The following is a 14,049-nucleotide window of genomic DNA, read 5'->3' on the forward strand; positions in this document are numbered from 1 at the left end:
CCGAACTCGGAAGTGAAACGCAGCTGCGCCGATGGTAGTGTGGACTTCCATGCAAGAGTAGGTCACCGCCAGGGGCTTTATCCTAAAAAACCCTCACCGTTTTCGGTGAGGGTTTTTGCTTTATGCGCCTCGGCGCAACCTCAACAGGTCGTCGTTGGTCGCTCTATCCTGAAATCCCTCGCCGTTTTCGGCGGTCTTTTTTGATTTATGCGCCGCGCCTACGGCAAGCCAGAACCAACAATTTGGCCCTTAAATCTGCCTGCGATCTAACGGCTGTTTCAGCCTGTAAAAGCCTGCTCCAGCCAGTCCGGAACCGGAATGCCTTTCCCGCGCAGGAAAGCTGGATTGAACAGCTTGGCTTGATAACGCGTACCGGCATCACTGAGCACGGTAACGATGGTGTGGCCTGGACCCAGCGTCTGCGCGAGCCGGATCGCCCCGGCCAGGTTCACGCCGCTTGACCCGCCGACGCACCAGCCTTCCTCGCGCAACAACCGGTGCAACAACGGCACGGATTCCTGATCGTCTATCGACCAGGCCAAATCGATCGGGGCGTCTTCAAAGTTGGCCGTGATACGACTGGAGCCGATTCCCTCGCTAATGGAATTCCCCTCGGCCAGCAATTCGCCGCGGTTGATATAGCTGGCCAGGGCGGAGCCGGTTGGATCGGACAGAGCAATTTTCACCCCTGGCTTACGTGCCTTGAGCGCACGCCCCACGCCGGCAAGGGTGCCTCCGGTACCTGAGGAGCAGACGAAGCCGTCGACGCGGCCTTCCGTTTGCTCCCAGATCTCCACCCCGGTGGTGGCCTCGTGCCAGTCGCGATTGGCCACGTTGTCGAACTGGTTACCGAACCAGGCACTCCCGGGCGACGTCTCGTTCAAGCTCTCCGCATAGGCGCGGGCGATATGCACGTAGTGCCGCGGATCCTTGAACGGAACCGCCGGCACCAGCCGCACCTGTGCCCCTGCGACGCGCAGCGCATCGATCTTCTCCCGGCTTTGCGTATCCGGCATGAAGATCACCGATCGGTAGCCCCGGCTGCCTCCGATAAGCGCCAGGCCGATTCCGGTATTGCCGGCCGTGCCCTCCACGATGACCCCGCCAGGCCTGAGCGCTCCCGTGTGCTCGGCATCGAGGATCAGGCCCAGAGCCGTCCGGTCCTTGATGGAGCCGCCTGGATTCAGGAATTCGGCCTTGCCGAGCACGTCGCAGCCGGTCAGGGCCGAGGCGTGGCGCAGGCGCAGCAGGGGCGTGCGTCCGACGGCGGAGGAAAGATCGGCCCTGATCGTCATGGGAGGCTGCCTGAGGGGCGGAAAGGGCCTGAGATTAGCGATCTTTTGGCCGTCCGTCATGTATGGACATCCATCAACCGGTAGGTATATGGCCATTTCCCATATGCAGTAAAGCCAGGGGAATTTCAGGGCGTTTTTACGTATAGACGTCTAAACGTCCATTGACGCGCAAAAAACGCATCGGTATAGTCAACCCCACTCATCGAGACCGGCTGAGGGACAGGCCCTTTGAAGCCGGGGCAACCTGCAGGATCAAACCTGCAACGGTGCTAACTCCTGCGGGGCGCCTAGGGCGTCGACCGGAAGATGGGATGTCGTCAACCGCATGCGCCAGCATGGTTGATCTGGCGGCAGCTCTCTAATGGTTCTCCGCAGGGCGATGCAAATGGAGAACCAAGATGCCGCAACTCGCCAATTCCTCCCTAGATGACCGTCATACGGCCGTGATCGTGCCCTTGCACGCACGCACCGTGCTCACTGCGCAGCACAGCAGCCGGCGGCTGAACCTGCAGCCGAAGTACGGCGCATCGGTCAGCAGCGTGGATGTGCGCTACCAGTGGACGGGCGCGCCCGACGCACCGACGGTCATTGTGCAGGGCGGCATTTCCGCCGATCGCCATGTCGCCGATAGCGAACAGGGCAAGCCAGGCTGGTGGTCGGGGCTGGTGGGCGATGGCCAGGCGATCGATCTGGCGCATTGCCGGGTGCTGAGCATCGACTGGCTCACCCCGGCCGATTTCGACGAGCAGCCGCGTGCCATCTCCAGCGAGGATCAGGCAGACGCCCTGGCCGCCCTGGTGGACGCCTTGGGCATCGTGCAGGTTTCTGCATTTGTCGGCTCCTCGTATGGCGCAATGGTTGCGCTCGCCTTTGCGGCCCGTCATCCGAACAAGGCGGAGAAGTTGGTGTTGTTGGCAGGCGCGCATCGCGCGCATCCGCTGTCGACGGCGACGCGTTCGATCCAGCGGCAAATTCTGCGCCTGGGCCAATCCACCGGCCAAGTGGAACAGGCCTTGTCGCTGGCCCGTCAGCTGGCCATGACCACGTACCGCGGCAGCGAAGAATTTGCACGTCGCTTTGAAAGCACGCCGGATTATCGCGAAGGCCGTTTCCACTTCCCGGTCGAAGATTATCTCGAGCACGCGGGCCGCAGTTTCGTGAAGCGTTTCGATCTCGAACGTTTCCTCGCCTTGTCCGAGTCGATCGATCTGCACGAGGTCGCCCCGGAAGATGTGCGTATTCCGGCGACGCTGATCGGCTTTCCTTCCGATCGCCTGGTACCGCTTGCGGATCTATGCGAACTGCAGCGTCGCCTGCGTGGCTCGGCCACGCTCGAAGTGGTCGATTCGCCCTACGGCCACGATGCCTTCCTCAAAGAAACCCAGCAACTGGCGCCGCTGCTGCGCCAAGCCATTCCCTGTCGTTGTGGAGCCTGAATCATGAGCGCTGATGTCGTAAACGGAACCGCTGCCAGCACTCGCGCCGTGCGCGCAGGCATTGAATCGGATACGCAGCATGGGGCCGTTGTGCCGGCGCTGCATCTGTCCACCAACTACAGCTTTGCCGGCTTTGGCAACAAGCGCGCCTACGATTACTCGCGCAGCGGCAATCCCACCCGCGATCTGCTCGGCAATGCACTGGCCGAACTGGAGCAGGGCGCCGGTGCGGTGGTTACCGCCAGCGGCATGGCCGCCGTGGCATTGGCCCTGGAGCTGGTACCCGCGGGCGCTACGGTGCTTGCTGCGCACGACTGCTACGGCGGTACTTGGCGCCTGCTCGACGCCTGGGCAAAGAAGGGTCGTTTCAAGGTGCGCTTTGCCGATCTCACCGACAACCAGGCACTGGCTGACGGCCTGACGGACAAGCCCGCCCTGGTATGGGTGGAGACGCCGTCCAACCCGCTGCTGCGTATTACCGACATTCGCCACGTTGCCCAGGCTGCGCATGCAGTGGGCGCCCTGGTGGTGGTCGACAACACCTTTCTCTCGCCGGCCTTGCAGCAGCCGCTCGTGCTCGGCGCGGACGTGGTGGTGCATTCGACCACCAAATACATCAACGGCCATAGCGACGTGGTGGGCGGCGCCGTGATTGCACGGGATGCCGCCGTCGCCGATCAGTTGAAGTGGTGGGGCAATTGCAACGGCCTTACCGGTGCACCGTTCGATAGCTTTCTCACCTTGCGCGGCCTGCGTACGTTGAGCGTGCGCCTGCGCCAGCACCAGGAGAATGCGGAGCGCATCGCCGAACATCTCGATCGCCACGCTGTCGTGCGCAAGGTTTATTACCCCGGCCTTGATCATCATGCGGGACATGCACTGGCTGCACGCCAGCAGCAGGGTTTCGGCGCCATGTTGAGCTTTGAGCTGCAAGGCGACGAGCCACAGATCCGGGCCTTCGTCGACGGGCTGCATTACTTCTCGCTGGCCGAATCGCTCGGCGGCGTAGAAAGCCTGATCGCGCATCCGGCCTCGATGACGCATGCTGCCATGGCACCGGAAGCGCGTCGCGCTGCAGGTATTGCCGACACGCTGCTGCGTCTGTCGATCGGCATCGAGGATGGCGACGATCTGCTGCGCGATCTCGACGCGGCATTGCAGCGTGCGCAGGCAGTTGACGCCAATGCATCGAAACGCCGGGTAACGGCATGAGTGCGGTATTGAAAGACATCGCCGCGCGCAGCACGCCGCAAACCGCAAAAGCCGACATCGCGGTGGTCCTGCTGGGAACCGGCGTGGTCGGCGGCGCTTTCCTCAAGCTGCTTTGCACACCGGTGGCCAAGCGGCTGCATCTGGTCGGCGCGGCGAATTCGCGCAAGCAGCAGACGGACGCCGCCCAGCTCGCAGTACGTGATCTGCGTGAGCGGCTCAAGCGGGAAGGTGCTGCACGCGATGATGCAGCTTTGCTATCGGCCCTGGATGCGCATCATGCGGAACTGAAAGTCATCGTCGATGCCACCGCTTCGTCCGAGCTGGCGTCGCGTCATGCGGAATGGCTGGCCCAGGGTTATCACGTGGTTACCGCCAACAAGTCGCTGGCCGGCGGCCAGCTGGCCGGTTGGCGCGCCTTGCAGGCTGCGCGTGCCGCGGGTGGCCGCTATGGCGATTCGGCAACGGTCGGCGCCGGCCTTCCGGTGCTGTCGACGCTGCGCAGGCTGTGCGACTGCGGCGACAGCCTGCTGACACTGGAAGGCGTGTTTTCCGGCTCGCTGTCGTATCTGTTCAATCAATACGACGGCAGCCGTCCGTTCTCGGCCTTGCTGCGCGATGCGCGCAAGCTCGGCTACACCGAGCCGGATCCGCGTGCCGATCTTTCCGGCGAAGATGTGGCGCGCAAGCTGCTGATCCTGGCGCGCAATGCCGGTTTTGCACTGGGCAGCGACGAAGTAGTGGTGGAAGGCCTGGTGCCCGAAGCCCTGCGCGATATTTCCACCGACGCGTTCCTGGACCGCCTGGAAGAACTCGATGAGCCGCTGGCAGCGTTGCACGAGGCGGCGACTGCGCGCGGCCAGGTGCTGCGTTTTCTTGCCCGACTCAATCAACGGGGGCGCGCACGTGTAGGCATTACCGAAGTGCCGCTGACGCATCCGGCGGCAAGGCTGTACGGCACCGACAATCAATTCGCGTTGACCACCACGCGCTATCACACCCAGCCGCTGGTGATTCAGGGGCCTGGCGCCGGGCCGGAAGTAACCGCCCAGGCCTTGCTTGGCGATGCATTGGCGCTCGGCTAGCGAGCGCCTTTTCAGCGGTATCTGCTTAAGCGTTCGGCCGCTTCTTCATCCCGCGGCAGCGGTGCTTATTCCGCGTGATGGCCGGCTTCGGCGCGCGCAGCCTCTACGGAGGGCGTACGCCAGCCGCTCTTCACGCCCCACAGGTAGAACACCAGGCCGATCACGGCGACGACCAGCAGATCGAGACCATAGGGCAGAAAGCCCTTGCCGCCGAAAGTAGTGCTGCCGGCCCATGAGACCAGGGCGATCGTCGGCAGATAGACGATCAGCCACCAAGCGCCTTTCAGTTGTCGTCCGAAATCGTGCCAACCCGATTTCGCCTGGTAAAACAGGTAAATCGGCAAGGCCACCACCATCAGCAAAATGATTTCGCCGGTAAGTGGCCACTTCGCCCAATACAGCAGCTCGGTCGCCATGATGAAGGCGACGCCTGCCAGCACCGGCAGGCCGGCGATGCGCAGCGGCCGATGCAGTTCCGTGGCGGTGCGGCGCAGTGTCATCACGCTGACCGGGCCGGTGAGGTAGGAAATGATGGTGGCTACGGAGATCACCGCTGCCAGCGTGCCCCAGCCGCGGAAGAAGAACAGGAACAGGAACGACACCACCAGGTTCAGCCACATCGCCGGACGCGGCACGCCCCAGGTCGGATGGATATGGCCGAAGACCTTCGGCATGGTGCCGTTGCGCTCCATGCCGTAGATCATGCGTGCGGTGGTGGCGGTGTAGGTCATGCCGGTGCCGCTCGGGCTGATGAAGGCATCGACATACAGCAGCATCGCCAGCCAGTGCAGATTGACGATGATGGCCAGTTCGGCGAACGGCGAACGGAAATCGATGCCGTGCCAGCCGGTCTTGGCCAGCATGTCCTGCGGCACTGCGCCCAGATAGGCCACCTGCAGGATTACGTAGATCACGGTGGCGAGCAGGATCGAACCCACCACGGCGAGCGGAATGCTGCGGCCGGGATTATGTGCTTCGCCCGCTAGATTCACCGGGCTCTGGAAACCATTGAAGCTGAAAACGATGCCGGCGGTGGCCACCGCGGTAAGCACCGCAGCGAAGTCCACCGCGTGCGCCCCGCCATGGATGCCGACCGAGAAGTTCTCCCGATGGAAACCGCTGGCGATCAGGGCCAGGCCGGTCGCGGCCGGTACCACCAGCTTGAACACGGTGATCATGGTGTTGGAGCGCGCGAACAGTTTCACGCTCCAGAAGTTGAGCAGGAAGTAGATGATCACCAGCACCGCGGCGATCCCCAGCCCGGCATGGCTCAGTTCGCCCTGGCCGTCGGTGACGTGATACAGATCGTGCGCCCATTCCCACGGCCAGGACGCCATGTACTGCACCGAAGCCTCGGCCTCCACCGGAATTACCGAGACGATCGCGATCCAGTTGGCCCACGCGGCGATAAAGCCGACCAGCGAGCCGTGCGAATAGTGGCCATAGCGCACCATGCCGCCGGATTCGGGAAACATCGCACCCAGCTCGGCGTAGGTCAGGGCGATGGTCATGATGATCGCAGCGCCCAGCACCCAGGCCCACACCGCGCCGGGGCCGGCCAGGCCGGCGGCCTTCCAGGCGCCGAACAGCCAGCCCGAACCAATGATCGAGCCCAATCCGGTCAGCATCAGGGCAAACGGCCCTACGTCACGGCGAATGGCGTTGGATGAAGACATGCGTACTCCCTGAAACAGAACGCCGGCAAGGGGCCGGGCAAAACAATCGGGGGATGATGACAGACCCCTGCCGGACGTGTCAGCCCATCGATGGGCTCGAGTGGCATGGGGTAAACGGCTTGCGTAGCTGAGGGGGAATTCCGACAACGATATATATCGCTTCATCGAGAATAAGAGATATATACTTGCCCGACCCGCCGCCAAGGACCTGAGCAATGCCGGCCATCAGCTTCGAATTCTTCCCGCCCAAGACCGACGAACAGCGCACCCAGCTCGACCGGGCGGCCAAGGAACTGAAGGCGCTCAAGCCTGAATATGTGTCGGTTACCTTCGGTGCCGGCGGCTCCACCCTGAGCTATACCAGCGAGACCGTGGCGCGCCTGCACCAACAGCATGGGCTGGACGTGGCGCCGCATCTGTCCTGCATGGGCGGCACCCGCCAGGAGATTGCCGACCTGCTCGATACCTATCGCGCAGCGGGTTATCGCCGCATCGTGGCGCTGCGCGGCGACCTGCCGTCGGGCATGGCTTCGCCGGGCGACTTCCGCTATGCCGCCGAGCTGGTGCGTTTTATCCGCGAACACAGCGGCAGCCATTTTCATGTCGAAGTGGCAGCCTATCCGGAGATGCATCCGCAAGCGGAAGACGTGCAGGCCGACCTGCGCCATTTCAAATCCAAGATCGATGCCGGTGCGGATGGCGCGATCACCCAATACTTCTTCAACGCCGATGCGTATTTCCGCTTCGTCGACGACGTGCGCCGGCTGGGCGTGTCGGTGCCGGTGGTGCCGGGGATCATGCCGATCTCCAACTACGCGCAGCTCAAGCGCTTCTCCGATGCCTGCGGCGCGGAGATTCCGCGCTGGATCGCCAAGCGCATGCAGGCCTATTACGACGATGCCGATTCGATCCGCGCGATGGGCGCGGAAGTGGTCGCGCAGCTATGCCGCCGACTGCTCGATGGCGGCGCACCGGGCCTGCACTTCTATACGCTGAACCGTGCAAAAGCGACGCGCGCGGTGGTTGACCAGCTGCACTGAACGCAGCAGCGCATCGGACTATGCTGGTTCGATGCGCCTGCAATTTTCGTTACTGCTGCTGTTGTTGTTGCTACCCGTTGCCGCTGCCAGCGCGCAGGGCGGCATTCATCGCTGTCTGGGCGCCAACGGCATTCCGGTATTCACCGACCGCGTCTGCACCGACGTAAATGCCGCACCGCTGCTGCCGCCGCCAGCCACCGTTGCCGCACCGCCTGCGGTCACCACCGCAACGCCACCGGCAGTGTTGTGCGCCGCGGATCTCGCGCACCTGAAACAGGCCGTGATCGATGCCTTCGCCGACCGCAGCCCCAATCGGCTGGCTGGACTGATGCTATGGAACGGCGATGGCCAGCAAGCGGTGGTGGCGGACATCCGTGTGTACAACCAGCTGATGGCCCATCCGCTGATCGGCGTGTCGGTGACGGGAGCGGCGGACGACGATGCCGAACCTGACGATGCGCCCGGGCCATCGCCGGCCGGGTCCGCCGGCAATGCGCCGGCGCATGGTGCAGCCCTGCTGGTACAGACCGAGTCCGAAGATGGCAGCGGGGGCACCGGGCAGACCCGCTTCGACGTGGTCCACCATGCGGGCTGCCTCTGGCTGCGACCCGGGGAATAAGGGCGATTAAGGCCGCGTGGGGGTATCATGGGCGGTCCCCAACGGAGAATTCCCCATGGCTCAACAGTACCCCGAATGGATCTGGCAGAACGGCGCAATCAAGCCGTGGAAGGACGCCACCGCCCATGTCATGTCGCATGCGCTGCATTACGGTTCATCGGTGTTCGAGGGAATTCGCAGCTATGTAACGCCGGAAGGCGCGGCCATTTTCCGTCTGACCGATCATCTGAAGCGCCTGTACCTATCGGCCAAGATCTACGACATGGCGCTGCCTTATTCGCAGGACGATCTCGCTGCCGCATGCCGCGAAGTCATTCGCAAGAACGGTCTTGCCGCGGCTTATCTGCGCCCGGTGGCATATCGCGGACTGGGCGGCTTCGGCCTGTCGGCGGAAACGCCGATCGACGTGGCCGTAGCCGCGTGGCCGATGGGTCCGTATCTGGGGCCGGAGGCGCTGGAAGTGGGCATCACGGCGTGCGTGTCGAGCTGGCAGCGTTTCGCGCCCAACACCATCCCGGCAGGTGCAAAGGCCGGCGGCAACTATCTTTCCGGCCAGCTGATCGCGCGTGAAGCACGCCGCCTTGGCTTCGGCGAAGGCATCGCGCTGGCATCCAGCGGGCTGCTCAGCGAAGGCGCGGGCGAAAACCTGTTCCTGGTGTTCGACGGCGTGCTGCACACCACGCCGGCCAGTGCCTCGATTCTTGCCGGCATCACGCGCGATACGCTGAAAGTGCTTGCGCGCGAAGACGGCATCGAAGTGGTGGAGCGCGATATTCCGCGCGAATACCTCTACCTGGCGGATGAAATCCTGATGTGCGGCACCGCGGCCGAGATCACGCCGATTCGCGAAGTGGACGGCAAGCAGATCGGCAATGGCAAGGCCGGCCGTGTCACGCGCCGCCTGCAGGAGCTTTACTTCGGCTTGTTCAATGGCAAGACGCAGGACAAGTGGGGCTGGCTGGAACCGGTCTGACGGTGTTGTTCTTGCTCTCCCCTGCGGGGAGAGGGAGCAAAAGAAAAGGCGCGGATTGCTCCGCGCCTTTTTTATTTCCGGAAAAACCGCCGATCAGTAGCGGTAATGCTCCGGCTTGTACGGACCTTCCACCGGCACACCGATGTAAGCGGCCTGGTCGGCGGTGAGCTTGGTCAGCTTCACGCCGATCTGCTCCAGATGCAGGCGCGCCACTTCTTCGTCCAGCTTCTTCGACAGGCGATACACCGTCTTCTCGTAGCTGTTGCGGTGCGTCCACAGGTCGAGCTGGGCCAGCGTCTGGTTGGAGAAGCTGTTGGACATCACGAAGCTCGGGTGGCCATGCGCGCAACCCAGATTCACCAGGCGGCCTTCGGCCAGCATGTAGATGCTGTGGCCGCCGTTCTTGGACGCGCTGCCGCCGAAGGTGTAGCGATCCACCTGCGGCTTGATGTTCTCGCGCGCCACGTCCTTGGCGGTGTTCAGACGATCCATCTGGATCTCGTTGTCGAAGTGGCCGATGTTGCACACCAGCGCGTTGTTCTTCATCGCCGCCATGTGTTCCAGCGTGATGATGTCCTTGTTGCCGGTGGTGGTGACGTAGATGTCACCCAGGCCCAGCGTTTCTTCCACGGTGGTGACCTGGAAGCCTTCCATCGCCGCCTGCAGGGCGTTGATCGGGTCGATCTCGGTAACGATCACGCGCGCGCCGAAACCCTTCAGCGAATGAGCGCAGCCCTTGCCCACGTCGCCGTAGCCGCACACCACCGCCACCTTGCCGGCCACCATCAGATCGGTGGCGCGCTTGATGCCGTCGGCCAGCGATTCGCGGCAGCCGTAGAGGTTGTCGAACTTGCTCTTGGTGACCGAGTCGTTGACGTTGATCGCCGGCACCAGCAGCTTGCCCGCTTCCATCATCTGATAGAGGCGATGCACGCCGGTGGTAGTTTCTTCCGACACGCCCTTCCAGTCGGCCGCGACTTTCTTCCAGAAGCCGGGACGCTCCTTGGCGGTGCGCTTGAGCAGGTCCTTGATCACCTGTTCTTCATGGTTGCCGCTGGGCGTGTTGACCCAGTTGTCGCCGTTTTCCATGTCCACGCCCTTGTGGATCAGCAGCGTGGCGTCGCCGCCGTCATCGACGATCAGTTCCGGACCCTGCATGCCCGGATGGGTCAGCATGTCCAGCGTGCAGTCCCAGTATTCCTCCAGCGTCTCGCCCTTCCAGGCGAATACCGGGATGCCGGCGGCGGCGATGGCCGCGGCGCAGTCGTCCTGGGTGGAGAAGATGTTGCACGAGGCCCAGCGCACCGAGGCGCCGAGTGCGCTCAGCGTCTCGATCAGTACCGCCGTTTCTTTGGTCATGTGCAGCGAGCCGGACAGGCGCACGCCCTTCAGCGGCTGCTCCGGCGCGTAGCGAGCGCGGATCTGCATCAGGCCGGGCATTTCTTCTTCGGCCATGCGGATGCGGCGGCGGCCGAGGTCGGCCAGGGCGATATCACGGACTTTGTAGTCCTGCGCCGAGGTGTCTTTGGTGACAGCATTCATTCGGGATGTCTCCGAGTCTCATTGGGGAAATCCGGCAAAGCCGGACCGACGCGAGAATTCACGTCATGAGCGCCGTTGCATTCGAAGCATCCACCGAGCCTGGCCGTATTGAGTGGGGTAGGGAGTCTGCACGGGGAAGTGCAGGCTCTTGCGGATGGATCCGCATCCCAATACCGGTCGCAGCGCCCCTCGGCGAAGACCGTCATTTTATCCATAGATCGGCGCTTATGACGACTTGGAACGCTGCAATGCGTCATAAATTGGTTAGGCTAGGGGACTCACTGTAAGGAGGCCCCATGGAAGCCAGTCGCGACCCTGAATTCCTGCCCCAGGACGGTCCCCTGCGCGAGGACGTACACCGTCTCGGCGCCATGGTGGGGCGCATGCTCGCCGAGCAGGGCGGGGAAGGCTTCTATCAGCGGGTGGAGCAGGTGCGCACGGCATCCATCCGGCGACGGCGCGAGGGACGCGCGGTAGACGACCTGGCCGAATCGCTGGCCGGCCTGGATGCGGCCGCGGCCGAATCGCTGGCTCGCGCCTTCGCGGCCTATTTCCAGGCGGTGAACACTGCCGAGCGCGTGCACCGCATCCGCCGCCGCCGCGACTACCAGCGCGAAGGCAGCAAGCCGCAGCCCGAGTCGCTGCTGGATGTGATGCAGCGGCTGAAAGAACAGGGTGTCGGTGCGGACGAATTGCTGGAATGGCTGTACAAGCTCAAGGTGGAGCCGGTCTTCACCGCGCACCCCACCGAAGCGATCCGTCGCTCGCTGCTGGAAAAGGAGCAGGCGATCGTGCGCGCGCTGGTCGACGATTTCGATCCCACCCGCACGCCGCAGGAACGCAAGGAAGACGACGACCGCATCTTCATGGCCTTGTCCGCGGGCTGGCAGACGGCGGAAGCCTCGCCGATCCGCCCCAGCGTGCAGGACGAGCATCACCACGTCGGTTTTTATCTGGCCAACCCGATCTACCGCATCGTGCCCGCCTTCTATGAAGTGCTGGCCGACGCGCTGCAGGAAGTTTATGGCGTGGCAGTGCCCTTGCCGCGTCTGCTCAGCTTTGCCACCTGGGTCGGCGGCGACATGGACGGCAATCCCAATGTGGGCGCCGAGACCATCGCCAACAGCCTCGCCACCCAGCGCGCGCACGTGCTGGAGCACTACATCGCCGACATCGATGGTCTTGCGCGCCTGCTGAGCCAGACCGACGACCGCGTCGATTTCGCTCCCGCGCTGCTGCAACGCCTGGAGTTGTATCGCGAACAGTTTCCGCGCGCCGCCGCGGCGATCCGGCCGCGCCATGCGGACATGCCGTACCGCTGCCTGCTCACCTTGATGCGCGCACGGCTCGAAGCCACGCTGGAAGAAGGGCATGCGGAAGGCTACGCCTCGGCCGAGGAACTGCTCGACGATCTGCTGCTGATTGTGCATGGCCTGATCGATCATCGCGGCCTCAACGCTGGCGCGTATGCCGTGCGCCGCTTGATCTGGCGTGTGCGCACTTTCGGCTTCCATCTGGCGCGGCTGGATGTGCGCCAGGATTCGCGCGTGCACGACGATGCGCTGAGCGCATTGCTGCAGGACGATAGCTGGACGCAACGTGCGCCGGCCAAACGCGTGGTGGTGCTGCGCCGCTACGCCAGCGGCGAAAAAAGCCTCGAGCGCGTCGACGATGCGCAGGCCGAATCGCTGCGCGCGGTATTCGCTACCCTGCACGAATCGCGTGGCCGCTACGGCAAGGACGCGATCGGCCTGTACATCATCAGCATGGCGCGCTCGGCAGCCGATGTGCTGGCGGTGCTGGCGCTGGCTAGGCATGGCGGCTTCGTGTTTGCTCCGTCGCCCCTGCGGGGAGAGGGGGCAGCCTTGCAGGAAGCTTCCGCTCCGCACAGCAGCCCCTCACCCAACCCTCTCACCGAAGGGGAGAGGGCCAATAGCGTCCCGCTGGATATCGCGCCGCTGTTCGAAACCGTCGACGACCTCAAGAACGCGCCCGACACCCTGCGCGCACTGCTGGATGATCCGGTCTATCGCGCCCATCTGCGTGCGCGCGACGATCGCCAGTGGGTGATGCTCGGCTATTCCGATAGCGGCAAGGACGGCGGCACGCTGGCCTCGCGCTGGGGCTTGCAGCGCGCCCAGGTGGAATTGCTGGAAGTGGCGCAGCAGGCCGGCATCCGGCTCGCGTTCTTCCACGGGCGCGGCGGCTCGGCCAGCCGTGGCGGTGCACGTATCACGCCGGCGCTGATGTCTTCGCCGCGCGGTTCGGTGGCAGGCGTGCTGCGCGTGACCGAGCAGGGCGAAGTCATCCATCGTAAATACGGTATCCGCGCGCTGGCGTTGCGCAATCTCGAACAGACGGTCAGTGCGGTGCTGCGCGCCAGCCTGCGCCCGCGCGAAGACGAGCCGCGCGAAGCGGAATGGCGCGAGCAGATGAGCGCACTGGCGAGCGACAGCCGCCGCGCCTATCGCGAACTGGTCGATCGCGAAGGTTTCGTCGACTACTTCCGCGCTGCCACGCCGATCGACGTGATCGAACAGATGGCGTTGGGCTCGCGTCCCTCGCGCCGGCGCAGCATGCGCGGTGTGCAGGACCTGCGCGCGATTCCCTGGGTGTTCGCCTGGACGCAGTGCCGTTCGATCATTACCGGCTGGTATGGCTTGGGTACGGCGCTGGAGCAGGCGGCCACGCATGGCGAGGCGGCGCTGGTGGAGATGGCGCGCGAGTGGTCGTTCTTCGCCAACCTGCTCGACGACGTGGAAATGGTGCTGGCCAAATGCGATCTAGATATCGCCGAGGCGTTCTCAAAGCTGTCCGGCCCGCTGCATGAGTCGTTCTTCACGCTGATCCGCGAAGAATTCGAGCGCACCCGGCATTGGGTGTTGCGCCTGAAGAACAGCCAGGAACTGTTGCGTGACGATCCGCGCCTGTCCCTGTCGATTCGCCTGCGCAATCCCTATGTCGACCCCATGAGCCTGCTGCAGGTGGATCTGCTGCAACGCTGGCGCGCCACCGATCGCAGCGACGACAGCCTGCTGCATGCGCTGGTCGCCTGTGTGAATGGTGTGGCGCAAGGCCTGCAGAACACCGGCTGAGCCTGCGCCATCCCGCTGGCACGGATGGGGGCAACAAGCGTGTCCGCTTACGCATGCCTGTTGTACGGAAACGGACAGA

The 14,049-nt window shown here is 63.9% G+C and carries 11 protein-coding genes and 2 riboswitches; of the genes, 8 read left to right on the top strand and 3 right to left on the bottom strand.

Annotation, left to right across the window (positions count from 1 at the left end; translation table 11 throughout):
• A partial coding sequence (locus IGX34_RS22090; RefSeq protein WP_225737452.1) for a hypothetical protein occupies positions 1-204 on the top strand: 204 nt, incomplete at its 5' end.
• Between the two features lie 74 nt (positions 205-278).
• Here IGX34_RS22090 and IGX34_RS13145 read toward each other — a convergent pair.
• A complete protein-coding gene (locus IGX34_RS13145; RefSeq protein ID WP_192556184.1) occupies positions 279-1,295 on the bottom strand; it encodes a cysteine synthase A in 1,017 nt (338 codons plus the stop codon).
• A gap of 196 nt (positions 1,296-1,491) precedes the next feature.
• Positions 1,492-1,608: riboswitch (SAM riboswitch) on the top strand.
• Positions 1,609-1,693: 85 nt separating this feature from the next.
• Here IGX34_RS13145 and metX point away from each other — a divergent pair.
• From metX to IGX34_RS13160, 3 genes are read left to right on the top strand one after another with little or no spacing between them, the layout of a single operon-like run.
• Entirely contained in the window at positions 1,694-2,731 is a 1,038-nt protein-coding gene (gene metX, locus IGX34_RS13150) for a homoserine O-succinyltransferase MetX (RefSeq protein WP_192556185.1), read from the top strand.
• A gap of 3 nt (positions 2,732-2,734) precedes the next feature.
• A complete protein-coding gene (gene metB, locus IGX34_RS13155; protein WP_192556186.1) occupies positions 2,735-3,943 on the top strand; it encodes a cystathionine gamma-synthase in 1,209 nt (402 codons plus the stop codon).
• On the top strand, positions 3,940-5,025 hold the full coding sequence (locus IGX34_RS13160; protein WP_192556187.1) for a homoserine dehydrogenase family protein: 1,086 nt from the start codon (positions 3,940-3,942) through the stop codon (positions 5,023-5,025). The genes metB and IGX34_RS13160 overlap by 4 nt, the downstream gene beginning before the upstream one ends.
• 65 nt (positions 5,026-5,090) lie before the next feature.
• Here the strand turns inward: IGX34_RS13160 and IGX34_RS13165 are convergent, their stop codons facing one another.
• Entirely contained in the window at positions 5,091-6,701 is a 1,611-nt protein-coding gene (locus IGX34_RS13165) for an APC family permease (protein ID WP_192556188.1), read from the bottom strand.
• Positions 6,702-6,916: 215 nt separating this feature from the next.
• On the opposite strand from IGX34_RS13165, the gene metF reads away from it, so the two are divergent.
• The 3 genes from metF to IGX34_RS13180 are packed head-to-tail and all read left to right on the top strand — an operon-like array spanning position 6,917 to position 9,333.
• Complete coding sequence (gene metF / locus IGX34_RS13170; protein ID WP_192556189.1) at positions 6,917-7,741, top strand: methylenetetrahydrofolate reductase [NAD(P)H]; 825 nt, start codon at positions 6,917-6,919, stop codon at positions 7,739-7,741.
• A gap of 31 nt (positions 7,742-7,772) precedes the next feature.
• Complete coding sequence (locus IGX34_RS13175; RefSeq protein WP_192556190.1) at positions 7,773-8,360, top strand: DUF4124 domain-containing protein; 588 nt, start codon at positions 7,773-7,775, stop codon at positions 8,358-8,360.
• Between the two features lie 55 nt (positions 8,361-8,415).
• The gene (locus tag IGX34_RS13180) at positions 8,416-9,333 is read left to right on the top strand and encodes a branched-chain amino acid transaminase (protein WP_192556191.1); all 918 of its coding nucleotides are present in this window, start codon (positions 8,416-8,418) and stop codon (positions 9,331-9,333) included.
• A 93-nt stretch (positions 9,334-9,426) separates the two neighbouring features.
• Here IGX34_RS13180 and ahcY read toward each other — a convergent pair whose 3' ends face one another.
• Positions 9,427-10,875 (bottom strand): adenosylhomocysteinase, encoded by a 1,449-nt coding sequence (gene ahcY, locus IGX34_RS13185; RefSeq protein WP_192556192.1) that lies wholly within the window; start codon positions 10,873-10,875, stop codon positions 9,427-9,429.
• Positions 10,876-10,935: 60 nt separating this feature from the next.
• A riboswitch (S-adenosyl-L-homocysteine riboswitch) is annotated at positions 10,936-11,072 on the bottom strand.
• 99 nt (positions 11,073-11,171) lie between these two features.
• Here ahcY and ppc point away from each other — a divergent pair.
• Complete coding sequence (gene ppc / locus IGX34_RS13190; RefSeq protein WP_192556193.1) at positions 11,172-13,970, top strand: phosphoenolpyruvate carboxylase; 2,799 nt, start codon at positions 11,172-11,174, stop codon at positions 13,968-13,970.
• Positions 13,971-14,049 lie beyond the last annotated feature (79 nt).

Origin of the sequence: Dyella acidiphila (assembly GCF_014863405.1) — a bacterium.
GTDB classification, from domain to species: Bacteria; Pseudomonadota; Gammaproteobacteria; order Xanthomonadales; family Rhodanobacteraceae; genus Dyella_B; species Dyella_B acidiphila.